At 63.1% G+C, this 16,093-nt stretch carries 14 protein-coding genes, 1 other RNA gene and 1 pseudogene; 3 read left to right on the top strand and 13 right to left on the bottom strand.

What is annotated here, in order from left to right:
- Nucleotide 1 precedes the first annotated feature (1 nt).
- Nucleotides 2-727 carry a response regulator transcription factor gene (locus DRB87_RS23485; protein WP_240756237.1) on the bottom strand — a complete coding sequence of 242 codons (726 nt, stop codon included), beginning with the start codon at nucleotides 725-727 and terminating at the stop codon, nucleotides 2-4.
- 393 nt (nucleotides 728-1,120) lie between these two features.
- On the opposite strand from DRB87_RS23485, the gene DRB87_RS08975 reads away from it, so the two are divergent.
- The gene (locus DRB87_RS08975) at nucleotides 1,121-1,561 is read left to right on the top strand and encodes a hypothetical protein (protein ID WP_130025650.1); all 441 of its coding nucleotides are present in this window, start codon (nucleotides 1,121-1,123) and stop codon (nucleotides 1,559-1,561) included.
- Between the two features lie 138 nt (nucleotides 1,562-1,699).
- Here DRB87_RS08975 and DRB87_RS08970 read toward each other — a convergent pair whose 3' ends face one another.
- The 12 genes and pseudogenes from DRB87_RS08970 to ffs form a co-directional block, all read right to left on the bottom strand.
- Nucleotides 1,700-3,031, bottom strand: coding sequence for a hypothetical protein (locus DRB87_RS08970; protein WP_130025649.1), 1,332 nt, complete (start codon nucleotides 3,029-3,031; stop codon nucleotides 1,700-1,702).
- Nucleotides 3,032-3,392: 361 nt separating this feature from the next.
- Complete coding sequence (locus DRB87_RS08965; RefSeq protein ID WP_130025648.1) at nucleotides 3,393-4,154, bottom strand: hypothetical protein; 762 nt, start codon at nucleotides 4,152-4,154, stop codon at nucleotides 3,393-3,395.
- Between the two features lie 12 nt (nucleotides 4,155-4,166).
- The gene (locus DRB87_RS08960) at nucleotides 4,167-4,877 is read right to left on the bottom strand and encodes a C39 family peptidase (protein WP_240756236.1); all 711 of its coding nucleotides are present in this window, start codon (nucleotides 4,875-4,877) and stop codon (nucleotides 4,167-4,169) included.
- Nucleotides 4,878-4,929: 52 nt separating this feature from the next.
- Nucleotides 4,930-6,312, bottom strand: coding sequence for a hypothetical protein (locus DRB87_RS08955; protein WP_130025647.1), 1,383 nt, complete (start codon nucleotides 6,310-6,312; stop codon nucleotides 4,930-4,932).
- Entirely contained in the window at nucleotides 6,309-6,992 is a 684-nt protein-coding gene (locus DRB87_RS08950) for a hypothetical protein (RefSeq protein ID WP_130025646.1), read from the bottom strand. The genes DRB87_RS08955 and DRB87_RS08950 overlap by 4 nt, the downstream gene beginning before the upstream one ends.
- Nucleotides 6,989-7,501, bottom strand: a complete 513-nt coding sequence (locus DRB87_RS08945; RefSeq protein WP_130025645.1) for a hypothetical protein — start codon at nucleotides 7,499-7,501, stop codon at nucleotides 6,989-6,991. Before DRB87_RS08945 ends, DRB87_RS08950 begins: the two co-directional genes overlap by 4 nt.
- Before the next feature lie 5 nt (nucleotides 7,502-7,506).
- Entirely contained in the window at nucleotides 7,507-8,079 is a 573-nt protein-coding gene (locus tag DRB87_RS08940; RefSeq protein WP_130025644.1) for a hypothetical protein, read from the bottom strand.
- A 752-nt stretch (nucleotides 8,080-8,831) separates the two neighbouring features.
- Nucleotides 8,832-10,190: a sigma-54 dependent transcriptional regulator gene (locus DRB87_RS08935; RefSeq protein ID WP_130025643.1), complete on the bottom strand. Its 1,359-nt coding sequence runs from the start codon at nucleotides 10,188-10,190 to the stop codon at nucleotides 8,832-8,834.
- Between the two features lie 249 nt (nucleotides 10,191-10,439).
- Entirely contained in the window at nucleotides 10,440-11,036 is a 597-nt protein-coding gene (gene recR, locus DRB87_RS08930) for a recombination mediator RecR (RefSeq protein WP_017231406.1), read from the bottom strand.
- Between the two features lie 35 nt (nucleotides 11,037-11,071).
- On the bottom strand, nucleotides 11,072-11,398 hold the full coding sequence (locus tag DRB87_RS08925) for a YbaB/EbfC family nucleoid-associated protein (RefSeq protein ID WP_017231405.1): 327 nt from the start codon (nucleotides 11,396-11,398) through the stop codon (nucleotides 11,072-11,074).
- Between the two features lie 158 nt (nucleotides 11,399-11,556).
- Nucleotides 11,557-13,517 (bottom strand): annotated as a pseudogene (gene dnaX / locus DRB87_RS08920) (DNA polymerase III subunit gamma/tau).
- A 322-nt stretch (nucleotides 13,518-13,839) separates the two neighbouring features.
- Nucleotides 13,840-13,938, bottom strand: an RNA gene (gene ffs / locus DRB87_RS08915) — signal recognition particle sRNA small type.
- 292 nt (nucleotides 13,939-14,230) lie between these two features.
- On the opposite strand from ffs, the gene trxA reads away from it, so the two are divergent.
- Both trxA and rho read left to right on the top strand, forming a co-directional pair.
- Nucleotides 14,231-14,557 carry a thioredoxin TrxA gene (trxA, locus tag DRB87_RS08910; RefSeq protein ID WP_010807316.1) on the top strand — a complete coding sequence of 109 codons (327 nt, stop codon included), beginning with the start codon at nucleotides 14,231-14,233 and terminating at the stop codon, nucleotides 14,555-14,557.
- 192 nt (nucleotides 14,558-14,749) lie between these two features.
- Nucleotides 14,750-16,012: a transcription termination factor Rho gene (rho, locus tag DRB87_RS08905; RefSeq protein ID WP_026132103.1), complete on the top strand. Its 1,263-nt coding sequence runs from the start codon at nucleotides 14,750-14,752 to the stop codon at nucleotides 16,010-16,012.
- The last annotated feature ends 81 nt before the right edge of the window (nucleotides 16,013-16,093 follow it).

Raw genomic sequence — 16,093 nt, 5'->3', positions numbered from 1 at the left:
GTCAGGTCTCGAACAGATGACGCGCCCCGCGCTGCGCCGCGATGTAGATCGCCTCGCCACGATTGCGGGCGCCGAGCCGCCGATACAGGGCAGACACGTGGGTCTTGGCGGTTCCCTCGGAGATCGCCAGTTGCTGGCAGATCGTTTTGATGGATAAACCGCGCGATAGGAGTGCCAGAATTTCGTACTGCCGCGCGGAGATACCGAGCAGCGCCGACTCGGCCAGTTGCGTCGCCTTGTCGCCGCCCATCGGGAACACCGGCAGACGCGAGAGCGGCAGCGCTTCGCCCAGTGCCTCCTGGCGCCAAAGCACGAGCAATGCCGAGATGGCCTCGTCGGGAACGAATCGACCGCCCGAGAACGCCAGATCGAAGACCGCACGCGTGCGCGCGACCGAACTCGGCCATGGCAGACATGCCGCCGCGCCAGCCTGCAGCCAGCGAATGATTTCATCGGGAAAACCCGCATCTCCGATAACGAGCACCGGGACAGGCGGCGCACAGTCGGCGGCAGTCGCACACAGACCATCGATGTCTGGCGTACGGGCCACCGACTCGGCAAGCACAAGCGCGCGACGCGACGGCAACTCGCGCAACCAGAGCCAGTCCTGCGCCGCCACCTCGTCGACGTGACGCAAAACCGGCGGCGTCGCGTTCGCGTCGGTCTGCAGTGCGACCTGCAGGCCGCTCAGCCAACTGGCAGCCTCACCCACGACCAGCACACGCATGGTTTCCCCCGTCGTTCCGGTCAGCCCCCCCGGGCCGCCGCCCCGCTTGTTATCAAGCCCGATGCGTTCATGAGTTACCCCCCCCCGTCGCATGTTCGACACATGCCCAGGCGGCCACGAAAACCGAAGAAACCCTCCAGCCTTCGTCATGAGGCAAACATCAGGCGTCACCTCGCTTGTAGCGCAATCTACGCACGAAACCCGCATGGCAGCTGTTCCTGAACTCACGAACGCCGCTCCATGTGGCCTCTGCGCGACAAACCGCAATCTGCGTAAGTTATTTACTCAATTTTCTAACATTCCGCTATTACTTTTTTCCCTTCCTTTTCTCGAATCGCGCCATAAAATACAACGTGTGCTGAGAGGACAGTCGTTGGAGGCCGGGGGCATGCCATGAACCAAAAGATCAGCGTCAAGATGACGTGCGTTGCTATGGGTTGTCTGGTGGCGGCGTGCTTTGCCATCTCCGCGCAAGCTCAGTCCGCCGATATGCGTGGCGTTCCGGTCGCGGTCAGCGACGCCTTGCTCGCCAGCACGCGTGCGGCGAACCTGCAGCACAGCATTGTCGCCAACGTTCCGGGCATCGCGCCCGTCGCCATTGCACCGGGCCACGCCGTGGCGGCAACGGCTAACAATGTGCGGCTCTGGGACGAAGTCGTCCCTCCCGCGCCACTGCCAAAACCCACGCAGGCATCGATTTCCGTGCCGGATGGGCCGCGCATGATCGCTGCGATTTCGCACGTTTCACCCCCTGCTCTGGCCGCTGGAATGCAGCCGACCCGTCTGTCCGTCAACGCAGGGGTTAGCCGTATGCCACCCCGCCCGTCGCGCTAACCGAGGGTCGCTTCGCGCCGCGCCCGTCGCTATTCCGTACGCCTTCCTTGACCCTGATTCCATGCGCGTCGCCGGTACCGGCGACGCGCAAACCCCGTTCCTGCTGTCTTCTTGCACACCTGTGCGGTGCCCCCGTCGTCAGAACGTGTACGGGAAGCGCAAACCGATCACATAGTTCGGCGCATCCGGCGACATCCCCGCATTGACGTAACCGTTGACCGTCCAGTGCTTGTTGATCGCATAGTTGATGCCGAAATTGAGCGACGCCGCGTTCGTCGAGCTGCCCGCCACCGTGGTGTAGGCGCCGCCTGGGCTGGCCGTCTTCGTCGCGCGCGAGATCGCCGTCGAGTACGAGATCGACAGCGCCGTCTTGTCGTTGAGCGCCAATGCCATGCCCGCGCCCACCTGAATGATGTCGCCGAGCTTGACCTTCGCGGGTTGCGTCGTGCCTTCGACAGCAGACACGTCGTCAAACGTGCGGGCCACGTTGTAGGTGTACGCCACGTTCGCGAACAAGACGATCGGATCGTAGGTGCGCAGGAACGACAGGCCGGCCGTGAACGCCCAGATGCCGTTCCCCGTCGGCAGCCGCGACGGCGTCGTCAGGTTGTTATTGGTCGGATCGGGCGTGCCGAGCTTGATGCCAAACGGTGACGTACCGGTCGGCGCGGTCACGCGAAACGAGGCCACGATATCGGGCCAGTTCGCGTTCTCCTTGACGAGCTGGTAGTACAGGGACGCATTCACGTCGCCGATGTTCGCCGAGTTCTTGCTGATGTCGCTCACCGACGATGCCGCGCCGCCCACCCCACCCGAGATGAAGTCCGAGTTGCGGTAGAGATACGGCACGTCAAACGCCACGCTCAACCGGTCATTGATCCCGTAGCGCGTGTTGACGTCGAACGTCCAGACGTTGGCCTTGGTCTCGCCAAGATTGAGCTGACCGAGAAAGATGGCATCGAGGGCGAGAAAGCCGCTCAGTACGAGTTGACGCCGGTCGTAGTAGCTGTAGCTGATCCCCGTATCGATGGTCAGCTTGTGGTCAAACAGCGGCGCGTGCTGGGCCTGCACAACCGCCTCTTCGGCCGGCGTGCGCTGCGAATCGCTCGTGCTCTTTTGCATCTGCTGGGTCTCGCCGATCGGCGTGGCCGACGAGGGCCCCGACGCGCCGGCGGCGCCGCCGCCCGGCGTGCCCGCCGAACCGGCGGCCGATCCGTCACCGGGCGAGACCTGCGCGATCTGCGCAGTATCCCAAGCGGTCAGACCGCGTCCGCGTTGCGCCATCTCGATATCCGTGAGGCGCTGCTTGAGAGAAGAAATTTCCCGCTGCTGCCGGTCGACCATGTCCATCAACATTTGCAGACGGTCGTCCGGCGATGGGTTCGTATGCTCCTGAGCCTGGGCCGATAGCGTGAAAAGCAGTACCCCCAACGGAATAGCGGCAACGGGAAAAAAGCGATGAGTGTTCATGATCCCCCCGGGTAAAGGTGCGGACAGGCGTCCGCGCGCAATCCAACAAACACGTATTGCCAACAACGGTTGTCCTTGCTGCTCGACTGCGGGGTGATGCGTGCGAAACCCATTCCGATTCCGGTGGACGTGCAATGCCCGGGCTCTGCCGACATCACCTTCTTGTTCACCGCAAGCGACCTGCGGCGACGCCCCACTTCTCGTTATCTTGGCGTCCGGCCAAGGGTTGCAACGTTGCCGGACACGGTTACCGGCGTCACCCTGCGCATCCATGGCAGCGCGGCGCCGTCACTTCACTTGCTCCTGCCTTACCCTTCACTTGCGCGTCACGTCGTCGACCTGGCTTGACGATCCTCGACCGTCATCGGCGGATCGCGGCGATGTTTGCCAACGCGCTCTGAATGCCGGCCTGATGCAGGGCGGCCGACGTAAGCGGACTCGTCTGCAGATTCAGTTGCATCGTGTTCATGACCTGCTGGGCGTTACCCGCCACCTGCACGACCTGCATGATCTGGTTCATCGCAGCACCGGCCCCGCCGCCCACGCTCTGGCCGAGATTGCCGTTCGGCGTATTCAACGTGATCTGCATGCCGGCCGACGAAATGGCCACGCTGGCGTTCAAATTGCCCACCGTGGTCTGCGAACTGTTCGCGCCCTGCCCGCCGACCGGCACCAGCGACGCGATCGTTACCCCAGGACCGAACTGAATGATGGCTTTGTTCAGGGCGTTGTTCGCATCGCCGGCCACCTGGGTGATCTGGGCGACGCCGTTGATCAGTACGCTTGCCGCGCCCGACACTGACTGCGTAAGCGGTCCGGTCGCGTTGACCAGACCGGGGATAATGCCGGTCGCGGCACCGGTCTGCACCTGGAGGCCGCCGCCGTTTTGATTCACACCCAGCACGCCGGTGGCCATCAGGCTCGCACCGGTCGGCATCTGCCATTGCGACTGCATGACGAGCTGAAAGCCCGTGATCATGTTCTGTTGTGCGTACTTGCCGGTCGCGTGCGCGAGCACTTCATCGCTCACAGGCGTCCAGCTCTCGGGCACCACGCTCGATGCGAATGCCGGCACGGCACTTGCAAGCAGCGGGATTGCCAGCATCGGGACAAATCGGTTCATGATGGTCTGATCTCAAAACAGATCCGCCCGGATGATGCCGAAGTCCACCATCGGGGTCGGAGATGTCCCGGTCGCCAAGGCGCTGTCGCGCAACTTGACTGCCAGGGATTCGTTTCCTTTGAGCAGCGGTGAATCCTCCAAAAACGGCTTGCCGACGACCGCCAACACCAAGCCGTTCCATTGCTTGGCAAAATCGGCCTGCTCGATAATGCGATTGCCTAGCGCCGGATCGGACACGAACACCCGTCCGTCCTTCGCTGCCTTGATGACCACAAAGTGTTGATAGCCGTTGACGTCGATCAACGCGATGACCGGGATGCGCAAGTCGTAAAGCGCGTTCACGTCAACTTTGAATCCTCGCCCCTCGAGTCCCAGCGTCTCCACGAATTTCTTCATGTCGAGCATCGAGAAGCCATTCTTGATGACCGTTTCCGGGTTGGAGAACGCCATCATTCGCTGGATCATTTCCGGCTCGGGTATGTCGATCCCGTAGCCGTATCGCAGCAGCGTTGCCAAGGCTGCGGATCCACAGCTGAAGTCGTATTCCTGCTGGACCAGATTCACGTAGTGCATCGACTTGAACGAGCGCATCTTCTTGACCGCCGGTACACCCGTCGAAGATTCGAGGTTCACCGATGCATACTGCGCGTGCCCGGCCACGCTTGCGCACGCCAGAGCGCAAACAGTAGCGATCCTCACTGCGGCACGACGCGCATCATTCATGTCACACCTCATGAAAAAACCGGTCCGGGAATCCCCGGACCGGTTCGGTACTTCACTTGATTGCCGAGACAGCGAGGCTGTTGCTCTGCACGTTGCCGATGCCCGAAGCCACGTTCACACCGATGTTGCCGCTGGCGTACGCGAGTGCGCCGTTACCCAGCGAAGCATTGGCGATGAAGTCGCCCGAAGCGTGCATCGAGGCCATTTGGTCGGTTTGCGCCGTCGAGTTGGCCGCACCGCCCGAGTACCAGCCGTGCCCGCTTTGCGAGACGGCGGCGGCCAGGCCGTTCTGCTGCACGTTGCCCACACCTGCGGCCACGTTCACACCCACATTGCCAGTCGCACCGGCGAGGGCGTTATCCCCCACGCTCGAAGTGACATAGAACTGCGAGATGCTGGCCGAACCCCGCGACGACTGGTTCGCGAACACCTGTGCCGAGGCATATACCGGCTGGGCATTGAGCGAAGCGATCGCGACGTTGTTGGCCTGCGCGTTGTCGGCACCTGCCGCCACGTTCACACCGATGTTGCCGTTGGCGTTAGCCAATGCGCCGTGGCCCAGCGTGGCACCCATCGTCTGGTACTGCGCCGTGTTGATGTGATACGTGATCGAGCCGTGGACCCACGTGGTCGACTTCATGTACGTGTCGGAGAAACCCCACAGTGCGCCTGCGGCGATCGATTCGCTATGGACCGAAGCCTGACCATAGTTGAACAAGCCGTGGAACCCTGCGTCGAAGCTCTTCTGCGTGTTCAGGAAGCCTGCCGCGAGGAAGCCAGCGGCCTCCTGCTCTTGCTGATGGTAGGCGTAGCCGCCCCACACCGCGCCCTGGCCAGCGCCAAAGTTGCCGAAGATGTAGCCGCCATACACGCCGCCTCCGCCCGGCAGCCAGAAATGACCGCCACCGATAGCGCCTCCGCCACCGGCAATATTGGAGTATTCATATCCACCACCGGCAACGAAACCACCTGAGCCGGAGTGGGACTCACCCGCGATATAGCCGGCACCGGCCTGGAAGGACTGGCTGGTGTTCAGGTGACCATTGGCCTCGGCGTTCACCCACTTTGTCGTGTTGTCATACGACGTCGTGGTCGAACCGGCGAGCAGATACGCGCTACCCTGGTTCGAGACCGTCGTGGTCTTGGAATGCACGCCGTACGTCACGTCGCCCGTCACGTAGCTGCCAAGCAGCGGCCCCGTGAGATGCACGTGATGCGCGTCGACACTCTGATTGCTTTGCACGACAGCGTTGCCGGTGTTGTCCACCGTGACGCAGCCGCGAATGCCGACCAGACCGAAAATGCCGACCAGGTTCAGAACGTTGGTTTCGTTGCCGATGAACGAGAAGCTGTATTGCTGGTGATGAGACGGGTACGCCATGGCGGAACCCGTTGCTACCAGCAGTGCGGCCGCTGCAATTGCTTTCGTTTTCATGACCATCTCCTTGACGAGAGAGTTACCCAGTTAAAAAGATGTGCCCGCCGGGGACGGAGCACAAAAACATTTGCGGTTACATTGCCTATCCCAGCCGACTGGTTCACTTGGACCACACCGTTCGCACCGCGGAAGGCGTCACCGGAAATCGACGCCGTGCGGAACAGATCGTTGAGGTTGTCGTGCCCAGCCGGGCCACCCTTAGCGATCGCAGCGGATAGTGCCGTATCCGATACGCTCGCCACTCCAGCCGCATCGCCCGTCACAATGACCGTGGCGTTGCGTTGAAGATTGCCGGCACCGCTCGACTGGTTGACTTGCGTCAGCCCCGAGGTGCCCGAAAATGCGTTGCCTTGAATTGCGGCGCTGGCCGCGCCGGTCGTCGTGGTGACGATCGCCTGCTGATTCGTGCTCGACGCGCCGACGCTCACTCCGCCGCCATTGGCGATGACCGCGCTGTTGGCCTGGGCGTTGTTCACGCCGGCCGCTTGATTGACACCAAGGGCCCCGGTCACACCCACCGCCACTCCGTTATCGATGGTGGCGTGCGTGCCGGCGAGTTCGCCGTTCACGATCCACACGTCTTGTGCCGACGACACCCCTGCGACGGCGCTCAGGGCGGTGGCTGCCGCCAGAGCGATGGCGCGATGGGCACGATGCGACAGGCGATGCGCGCTCATTTCGCCGCTCCCGCCGCACCAATGCTCGTGAGCGGTGCCAGTGCCGAGTTGATCACTGACGGTACGAGCGTACCGATGCTGCCGATACCACCGCCACCGCCGACGCCCGCGCTGAAGCCGCCGCCCACGCCGTTCGAGGTGTTGAGGGCGTTGCCACCGCGGGCATTGCCCACCAGCACTCCCATCACCGGGTCGATGCCGGAGTGCACGGCCCCCGTGACGAGACCGACCGAGGCGCGGCCCGTCAACTCACTATCCATGACCTGATTGACAGCCCCCATGGCGGTGTTGAACGGCCCCGTCGGGAATGCCGGTACGGCGATGCCAATCGGGTTCTGCTCACGGGGCAAGCCGCGATAGGCGACTTCCGGGCCGATATTGCGTTCGATCACCAGGTCCCCGGGCGTCGCCGGTTCGGCGTGCGCGCGGCCGGGGAGCAGCGCCGGGGTCAGCGCCACCATCATCGTGGCGAGGACGCTGCCGGCATGCACCAGGGAGAATTGAGTCATCTGATTCACCGCGTGGAGTAAGTCACACGCGTCACCTGAACGTTGTTCACGCCGCTCGACAGTTGTTGCGGACGCGGCATCGGCGTCACGGCGCCGGGCAGTTCGTCCCACAACGTCACGCCGTTGGCGAGCGTCATGCCAGGTGACTGGACCATCGCGCCGCCTTGCAGATTGCGGCCGCGCTGGCTCCCGAGTTGTGCGTCATCGATGCGGGCTGCCGCAAGGGGCACCCCGGTCACGCCGATGTCCTGGACGCTGGCAGTGGGACTCGTGTCGTCGCCGCCGGCAGCGGCCGGAGCTTCGTCCGTCGTCGTCCGGGCCGCGACCGGTACCAGGTCGGAGACCGGTGCCACCATGGCAGGGTCGGCATCCGTGACCCGCATCGCAGGCAGCGTCGTCGAAAACGACGTCGGCACCATTGAGCCCGTCAGCATCGCCACATGCATAAGCGGCGAGCGCGAGAATTCATGCGCTTGCGCCGGTGCAGCGCACAGACCGAACGTCGCGGCAATGGCAGCGGCCAGCGCGCCTGCGCCTTGTCGTACTCGGTACTGAATGTCGGTGGTGAGAATTCGCATCGCTGTGCCCTCCTTGCCCGGCTCAATAAAGCGACTTCCGTGCCACCCGACTTAAGTGATTGAAAACATTGACGTTAGATTTTTCGACTTAGTCGAACGCCTGGGCCAATGCGCGAAAACGTTTCAGCATTGATACGCAGGCCATGCCAGGCCGCCGATGCCACATCACCGACGCATTCCACAAACATTCCGAACTGCGAACGATATCGGCGCCGCCAGCGACGCTTGCCCTGGAGCCCCGGTTGACAAGGGCTTCCGGTGACAGAATTGCGGCAGTTTTATCCGCCTGCGACATAACGACACAGCGTCGTCACAGATGCCCGCGCGAGGCGCGACGCCGTACGGTGCCGTGGATGTTTCATCTTTGATCGGTCTGCGCGACCACCGGCCGCGCCCATTTTCGGTGGCGGCAAAGCGCGTTCCCCCCGACCGCGGGCAGGACTTCGCGACGTTGAGAAAACGCAGGTGACGACGCGCCGCAGACGCACACGCATGACGCCGCGAGACGCGTGCTCTCGACAGGAGAGACAACGCAATGCGTATGGAAGAAGTTCAAGGGGACTGCGGGAAGGTTCGCCGGATTCGCCCGTCGTTATTGGCGATGGCAGAAGTCGTGGATTGCGAGGACAGCGGTGAAAACACAGCGTAGGCCGGTCATTCTTGTGGCCCCGACGCGACGATATTCAGGAGCCCAAAAAGAAACGACCGCCCTGCTCATCACAGGACGGCCGCCCTCTCTTCGCCAGAAGACATCAGGCCGGCACGCCCGATTCGTCACCACGCATTCCATATCGGCACATGAGCCGGTAGAGGGTAATGCGCGAAATGCCCAGCTCTGCCGCCACGTCCGTGAGCCGATGACAGTGGCGCAGCAATGCCTGCTCGATGGCCGTTCGTTCGGCCTCCGCGCGAATTTCCTCGAGCGTTCGCACGAGGGTCGGCACCCACGGCGTCAAGTCGAGATCCTTGGCCGAAATCATGCGGCCGTCGGCCATGACAATGGCGCGGCGCACGCGGTTGATCAGCTCGCGTACGTTGCCCGGCCAGTGATATTCGTACATCGCCTGTACCGCGCATTGAGTGAAGCCGCGGATCTTGCGATGGTTGTCGCCCTTGAAGCGTTGCAGAATATGGTGCGCGAGGATCTCGATGTCCTGCCCGCGCGCGCGCAGCGGCGGTTCGTCCACCCGCAGTACGCAAAGGCGATGGAACAGATCCATGCGGAACCGCCCTTCTTTGACGGCTTCCTCCAAATCGACGTGCGTCGCCGAAATGATGCGCACGTTGACCGGAATCACTTCATGGCCGCCGAGACGCTCGATGGCGCCCTGCTGCAGGAAGCGCAACAGGCTCGCCTGGCTTTCGATCGGCAGGTCACCGATTTCGTCGAGCAGCAGCGTGCCGCCATTGGCGGCCTCGACACGGCCGATCTTGCGCGCATTGGCGCCGGTGAAGGCGCCGCGTTCGTAGCCGAAGAGTTCGGATTGCATCAAGTGCGGCGGAATTGCCCCGCAATTGATCGCGACGAACGGCCCTTTGGCCCGCGAGGAGCGCTCGTGAATCGCCACGGCGCTCAGCTCCTTGCCCGTGCCCGACTCACCCGAGATGAACACCGGGGCTTCGGTATTGGCCACTTTGCGGATCGTGCGGAAGAGTTGCTGCATCGCCTCGCACGTGCCGACCATCTCCTGATCGCCGCCGACTTGCGGCGCGACGAACTGCGCCTCCGAGAGCGATGCCATGCCCCAGGCATGTCCGATCGAATGGGCGAGTTGGTCGTTCGTACAGGGAACGTTGACGTAATCGAAGCAATAGTCGCGGATCAGCCGGCGGATCGCTTTCGTCGTCAGTTGTTCGGGATTCGTCGCGGCAACCCAGCCGACCGTGGCGGGTTGCATGCAGGACTCGAATGCGCCCATCTCGCGGTCGCTATAACCGCTCGCCAGGTCGATGAGTGCTGCGCTGGTCGTCCCCGGATTCAGAATGCGACTGACGTCGCTGGCGCTCTTGGCCGGCAAGACTTGCCAGCCTTGCTCTCCCAGGAAAGACAACAGACCGTCGTTGTGCTTTCGGGAGGCGTAAATCAGGGTGCGCCCGGTATCGTTAGCCATACCTTAACTCCCTGCCTAAGCAGTGCCCGTGCGCAGTTATTGGGTCATCGACCGGATCTACGCGACGGGAATACGGCCCCGCGCCGCTTGTGAACTTTTTGAATGCCCCGTGCTGGTGGGTCATCAAGTCGGCAGGTTCAGTCTAGAAGACCGGGATAGGTGCAGAAATACCGAATAACAGCTAATCCGATTGGATGAGAGGAGCAGTACCTACGCGCAGCGTTGGACCGCGACACACGCGCGTCATGCTCAGAGCGTATGTCTGTCGAGCACGGCACGTGCGATCGTACCGGCATCCACATACTCGAGTTCGCCCCCCACGGGCACCCCCCGTGCCAGCCGACTCACGCGCAAACCGCGCGCCTTGAGCATCTGTCCGAGATAGTGCGCGGTGGCTTCGCCCTCGTTGGTGAAGTTGGTGGCGAGCACCACTTCCTTGACCACGCCGTCCGTGGCGCGGCGAATCAGTTGCTCGAAGTGAATCTCGCCGGGACCCACGCCGTCGAGCGGCGAGAGATGCCCCATGAGCACGAAATACAGCCCCTTGAAGGTCAGCGTCTGCTCCAGCATGTTCTGGTCGGCAGGCGTTTCCACCACGCACAGCAGGCTCGTGTCGCGCTCGGGATCGAGACACGTCTCGCAAATCTCGACTTCGGTAAACGTATTGCAGCGCGCGCAATGGCGAATCTGCTCGGCGGCATGCACCAGCGCCTCGCCCAGCCGCACCGCACCTTTGCGGTCACGTTGCAGCAGGTGGTAAGCAATGCGTTGCGCGGACTTCGGGCCGACCCCCGGCAACGCGCGCAGGGCATCGGCGAGTTCCTGCAGGCTCGAGAGCTGGGACATGCGTCGTGTATCTCTTGAAACTGGCGGAGGACCGCTCAGAACGGCATCTTGAAGCCCGGCGGCAGCGGCAGACCGGCGGTCAGGCCGCCCATCTTCTCCTGCGCCGTCGCTTCGGCCTTGCGCACCGCGTCGTTGAACGCCGCCGCCACGAGGTCTTCGAGCATGTCCTTGTCGTCCGCCAGCAGGCTCGGGTCGATGGTCACGCGACGCACGTCGTTCTTGCACGTCATCACGACCTTGACCAGCCCCGCCCCCGACTGACCCTCGACTTCGATCAGGGCAAGCTGCTCCTGCGCCTTCTTCATGTTTTCCTGCATTTGCTGGGCCTGCTTCATCAGACCTGCAATGTTTCCCTTCAGCATGGTGACTCCTGAATCAATCGTATGAGGTAGGTCGGATGCCGCGCGTCGAATACGGTACGCGCAGAGCATCGCGGTGTGTCGTCGTGTGTCGTCGTGTGTAACGCGCGTTTGAGGATTTTCTTCGAAAACCCGGCACCGAATTGCGACAGCGAACGGCCTTATTGTAACGGGCGAACGCTGCCCGGCAGAATCTGGGCGTCGAATTCGTCGATCAGTTCGCGCACGAGCGGATCGTCCGCGATCGCCTGTTCCGCCGCGCTTTGGCGCGCCGCCGCCGCTTGCGCGGCGAGCGAAGCCGCTGTCGTCCCCACCTGCCCCAGCTCGACATGCAGTTGCACCTCGGCGCCGAAGTGCTCGGTCAGCGTCTGACGCAGCTTGTCGGTGGTGGCCGCGTCGGCCAACTGACGCAGCGGCACGCGCAAATGCAACGCGCGACCGGCGACTTCGGTCAACTCGCTTTGAAACGCCAGTTGTTGGGCAAGACCGCGTGCCGGGAGACCGGCGGCCAATGCCGGCCATTCGCCGGTAAAGACCGGTGCGACACCGTCGGCTTCACGATAGATGCAAGCACGCGGGGTCGCCGCAGGCGCTGCCGTTACCGCACCGGCAGCCCCTTCAGGCTCGGGCTCCGGGTCGGCACCGGCTGGCGCCTCGTCCGGGGCGCGCGACGCGCTGCCGCGAGGGGCGCCTGCGCCGCCGGCTGCGCGCCCTGCCGTGCCCTTGCGTCCAGCATTGAGGGCGGCAAGGGCCGCGCGGGCGGGCGACATCGGGGCGCCATCGGCCGGCGCACTGCTTCGCGCCGACGGGGCACGGCGTGCCTCGGGTTGGGCGGCCGGGGCGGCAGGCGGCGAATCCGCCGACGATGCACCGGAAGCGGCTGAGGTGGGCGAACGCGATGACGCCGATGCCGCAGACGATGGGGACGCACGCCCCGTTTCCGCCATTGGGGCCCGCGACGGTGCGGCCGCTGGGCCGCAGCCCGCGCGACACCCGCCGTCTGCGGCGTTGGCGGTTCCGCCAGCGTGCCGCCCGCGAGCAACGGCGTGAACGCCGCCATTCGCAGCAGCGCCATCGAAAAACCGGTGTATTCGTCCGGCGCAAGTCCAAGATCGCCACGCGCACGCGTGGCGATCTGGTAATACAGCTGGACGGCTTCAGGCGACAACGCCTGCGCCAGACGTCGCACGTCCGCCGCTTCCGGCCATTCGTCCGACACGGCCTGGGGGGCGTATTGCGCCAGCGCAATCTTGTGCAGCAAGCTGCCGAGATCCTGCAATCCCGCCGCAAACGAGAAACTGCGCTCGGCCATTTCGTCGGCAACGGCCAGCAGGTCGGTGCGCGATTCGTCGTTGAGGGCGTCGAGCAGACGCACGAGCACGCTCTGATCGATGGCCCCGAGCATGCCGCGTACGGCCGTCTCGGTCAGCGGTCCCGCGGCATAGGCGATGGCCTGATCGGTGAGCGACAAGGCGTCGCGCATGCTGCCGCCCGCCGCCTTGGCGAGCAGACGCAATGCCTGCGTCTCGTTCTCGATGCCTTCCTCGCCGAGAATGGTCGTGAGGTGCGACACGATGTGCCCGGCCGGCATCTGCTTGAGATTGAATTGCAGGCAGCGCGAGAGCACAGTGACCGGAATCTTCTGCGGATCGGTCGTCGCCAGGATGAATTTGACGTGCGCGGGCGGCTCTTCCAGCGTCTTGAGCATCGCGTTGAACGCGTGCCCCGTCAGCATGTGCACTTCGTCGATCATGTAGACCTTGAAGCGCGCATCCGCTGGCGCGTAGACGGCCTTTTCCAGCAGCGACGTCATTTCGTCGACGCCGCGATTCGATGCCGCGTCCATTTCCACGTAGTCGACGAAGCGCCCTTCGTCGATCGCCCGGCAGGCCTTGCACACGCCGCACGGCTCGGCCGTGATGCCCGTCTCGCAATTGAGCGCCTTGGCCAGAATGCGCGAGAGCGTCGTCTTGCCGACGCCACGCGTGCCGGTAAACAAGTAGGCGTGATGCAAACGCTGTTGCTCGAGCGCGTGCGTCAACGCACGCACGACATGCTCCTGGCCCACCAGGGTCGAGAAGCCTTTGGGGCGCCATTTGCGCGCGAGTACTTGATAGGTCATGCCAAATTGTAACAGTTCGGCGTTGAGCGTCCGCACCGATGTCAACGCCCAATCGGGCGTTGTCAGTCCGGGAAATCCGTCAGGCTATCGGTGCGATAGAAAAAAATGTTGCGCGATTCTACCAAGCGGTCCTGGCCCACGCGATACGCGTTGAAATAGCACCGACGGGACGCACACGGTCGCCGTCAGCGGGCGTCGACGAACCACGGCGGCGCCCTGTCCATTCACCATGGAAACGGCCGATCGCTACGTCACGCGGCATGTGAAAGCGGAGGCGGAATGTGCGCGAATGCGCTGAGAACATTGATAAAACAAGGGGGTAGGTGACGAGCCTGACCCTCGGCACTGGCAGAAAACGGTTGTGGCTGCTTCGTTCCCGACCTGACCAGATTGGCCGCGCCACCATGCGAGGAGGCCCGTCAGGAACAGATTCTACCAGAGTCGGCGTGCCAACAGAAGCCCGACGCGCGAGAATGTGGGGCGCGGGCGCTCCCAACGGCAACCTCGCGGCGCGCTCAGGCACGACGCGCAAGCGTTTGCGATTTCCGCTAAGATGAGCACAAACTGCATTGGCGAACGCTATTGAAGCACGCGATTGCAGCCTCCATATGGAGAATGCACGCCCGGGAAAGCCGGGTGACGTCTCCGGCGTCGGTGAAAGCGCGCTGTTTTCACCGGACGTTTCCGAATAGTCAGACGAGGCAACAATACTCATGAGCGAACAAATCAAGCACATTTCCGACGCCAGCTTCGACGCGGACGTTTTGAATTCCGACAAGCCGGTGCTTCTCGACTTCTGGGCGGAATGGTGCGGTCCGTGCAAGATGATCGCCCCGATCCTGGAAGACGTGGCCAAGGAATACGGCGACAAGGTGCAAATCGCCAAGATGAACGTGGACGACAACCAGGCCACGCCGGCCAAGTTCGGCATCCGCGGCATCCCCACCCTGATCCTGTTCAAGAACGGCGCCGTCGCTGGCCAGAAGGTCGGCGCCCTTGCGAAGGGTCAACTGACCGCCTTCCTCGACCAGCATCTGTAATCCCCAGCCAATGACGGCAGGTGCCGGGCCTTTGTCGCCGCAGTGCGACAGCCCGGCGCCGGACAAGCGGCGCAGTGCTTGCGCGCGGCGCTGCTTGCTATATAATCCGGCAACAAGCATCTCAAAGTTCTTCGAGCGTTCGCTCACTTTTCCCTGATCCTTCACTTGTCGTCCGTCGGACGGCACCCCCGTATGCATTTATCCGAACTAAAGTCCCAGCACGTCTCCGAACTGCTTGAAATGGCGAACGGTCTCGATATCGAGAACGCAAACCGCCTTCGCAAGCAGGAGCTGATGTTCGCCATTCTGAAGAAGCGCGCAAAGACCGGCGAGACCATCTACGGCGACGGTACGCTCGAGGTGCTGCCGGATGGCTTCGGTTTCCTGCGCTCGCCCGAGACGTCGTATCTGGCCAGCACGGACGATATCTATATCAGCCCGTCGCAGATCCGCCGCTTCAACCTGCATACCGGCGACACGATCGAAGGGGAAGTGCGTACGCCGAAGGACGGCGAGCGCTACTTCGCGCTGGTGAAGGTCGACAAGGTCAACGACCATCCGCCCGAGGCCTCGAAACATAAGATCATGTTCGAGAACCTCACGCCGCTGCACCCGAACAAGCCGCTGCTGCTCGAGCGCGACATTCGCGGTGAAGAGAACGTGACGGGCCGCATCATCGACATGATTGCGCCGATCGGCAAGGGCCAGCGCGGTCTGCTCGTGGCCTCGCCGAAGTCGGGCAAGACCGTGATGCTGCAGCACATCGCTCACGCGATTGCCACCAACCATCCGGAAGCCAAGCTCTTCGTGCTGCTCATCGATGAGCGCCCGGAAGAAGTGACGGAAATGCAGCGCTCGGTGAAAGGCGAAGTGGTCGCTTCGACATTCGATGAGCCGGCCACGCGTCACGTGCAGGTCGCCGAAATGGTGATCGAGAAGGCCAAGCGCCTGATCGAAATGAAACAGGACGTGATCATTCTGCTCGACTCGATCACCCGTCTGGCCCGCGCTTACAACACCGTGATCCCCGCCTCGGGCAAGGTGCTCACCGGCGGTGTGGATGCCAACGCGCTGCAGCGCCCGAAGCGTTTCTTCGGCGCCGCGCGTAACGTCGAAGAAGGCGGCTCGCTCACGATTATCGCCACCGCGCTGATCGAAACCGGCAGCCGCATGGACGACGTGATCTACGAAGAATTCAAGGGCACGGGCAACATGGAAGTGCACCTTGAGCGTCGTCTCGCGGAAAAGCGCGTCTACCCGGCCATCAACCTGAACAAGTCGGGCACGCGTCGCGAAGAGTTGCTCATCAAGCCGGAAATCCTGCAAAAGATCTGGGTGCTGCGCAAGCTCATCTACGATATGGATGAGGCTGAAGCCATGGAATTCCTGCTTGGCAAGATCAAGCAGACGAAGAACAACGCCGAGTTCTTCGACCTGATGCGCCGCGGCGGCTGATTTCGCCCCCTGCGCGTCATGAGAGAAAGCCGCGACCCGCGTGTCGCGGCTTTTTCATTGCGCCCCCCCGCCGCTGCGCGG

The sequence above is a fragment of the Pandoraea sp. XY-2 genome, assembly GCF_004193915.1.
GTDB lineage: Bacteria > Pseudomonadota > Gammaproteobacteria > Burkholderiales > Burkholderiaceae > Pandoraea > Pandoraea cepalis.
The sequence above is the reverse complement of the archived record's forward strand: the minus strand, read 5'-3'. Positions and strand labels throughout refer to the sequence as shown.

What these genes read in the sequence shown, in the direction of transcription:
- trxA (WP_010807316.1), top strand. Translation starts at nt 14,231, where the DNA reads ATGAGCGAACAAATCAAGCACATTTCCGACGCCAGCTTCGACGCGGAC.
- DRB87_RS08970 (WP_130025649.1), bottom strand. Translation starts at nt 3,031, where the DNA reads ATGAACACTCATCGCTTTTTTCCCGTTGCCGCTATTCCGTTGGGGGTA.
- DRB87_RS08975 (WP_130025650.1), top strand. Translation starts at nt 1,121, where the DNA reads ATGAACCAAAAGATCAGCGTCAAGATGACGTGCGTTGCTATGGGTTGT.
- DRB87_RS08925 (WP_017231405.1), bottom strand. Translation starts at nt 11,398, where the DNA reads ATGCTGAAGGGAAACATTGCAGGTCTGATGAAGCAGGCCCAGCAAATG.
- DRB87_RS08945 (WP_130025645.1), bottom strand. Translation starts at nt 7,501, where the DNA reads ATGACTCAATTCTCCCTGGTGCATGCCGGCAGCGTCCTCGCCACGATG.
- DRB87_RS08955 (WP_130025647.1), bottom strand. Translation starts at nt 6,312, where the DNA reads ATGAAAACGAAAGCAATTGCAGCGGCCGCACTGCTGGTAGCAACGGGT.
- recR (WP_017231406.1), bottom strand. Translation starts at nt 11,036, where the DNA reads ATGTCCCAGCTCTCGAGCCTGCAGGAACTCGCCGATGCCCTGCGCGCG.
- DRB87_RS08935 (WP_130025643.1), bottom strand. Translation starts at nt 10,190, where the DNA reads ATGGCTAACGATACCGGGCGCACCCTGATTTACGCCTCCCGAAAGCAC.
- DRB87_RS08965 (WP_130025648.1), bottom strand. Translation starts at nt 4,154, where the DNA reads ATGAACCGATTTGTCCCGATGCTGGCAATCCCGCTGCTTGCAAGTGCC.
- DRB87_RS08940 (WP_130025644.1), bottom strand. Translation starts at nt 8,079, where the DNA reads ATGCGAATTCTCACCACCGACATTCAGTACCGAGTACGACAAGGCGCA.
- rho (WP_026132103.1), top strand. Translation starts at nt 14,750, where the DNA reads ATGCATTTATCCGAACTAAAGTCCCAGCACGTCTCCGAACTGCTTGAA.
- DRB87_RS23485 (WP_240756237.1), bottom strand. Translation starts at nt 727, where the DNA reads ATGCGTGTGCTGGTCGTGGGTGAGGCTGCCAGTTGGCTGAGCGGCCTG.
- DRB87_RS08960 (WP_240756236.1), bottom strand. Translation starts at nt 4,877, where the DNA reads ATGAATGATGCGCGTCGTGCCGCAGTGAGGATCGCTACTGTTTGCGCT.
- DRB87_RS08950 (WP_130025646.1), bottom strand. Translation starts at nt 6,992, where the DNA reads ATGAGCGCGCATCGCCTGTCGCATCGTGCCCATCGCGCCATCGCTCTG.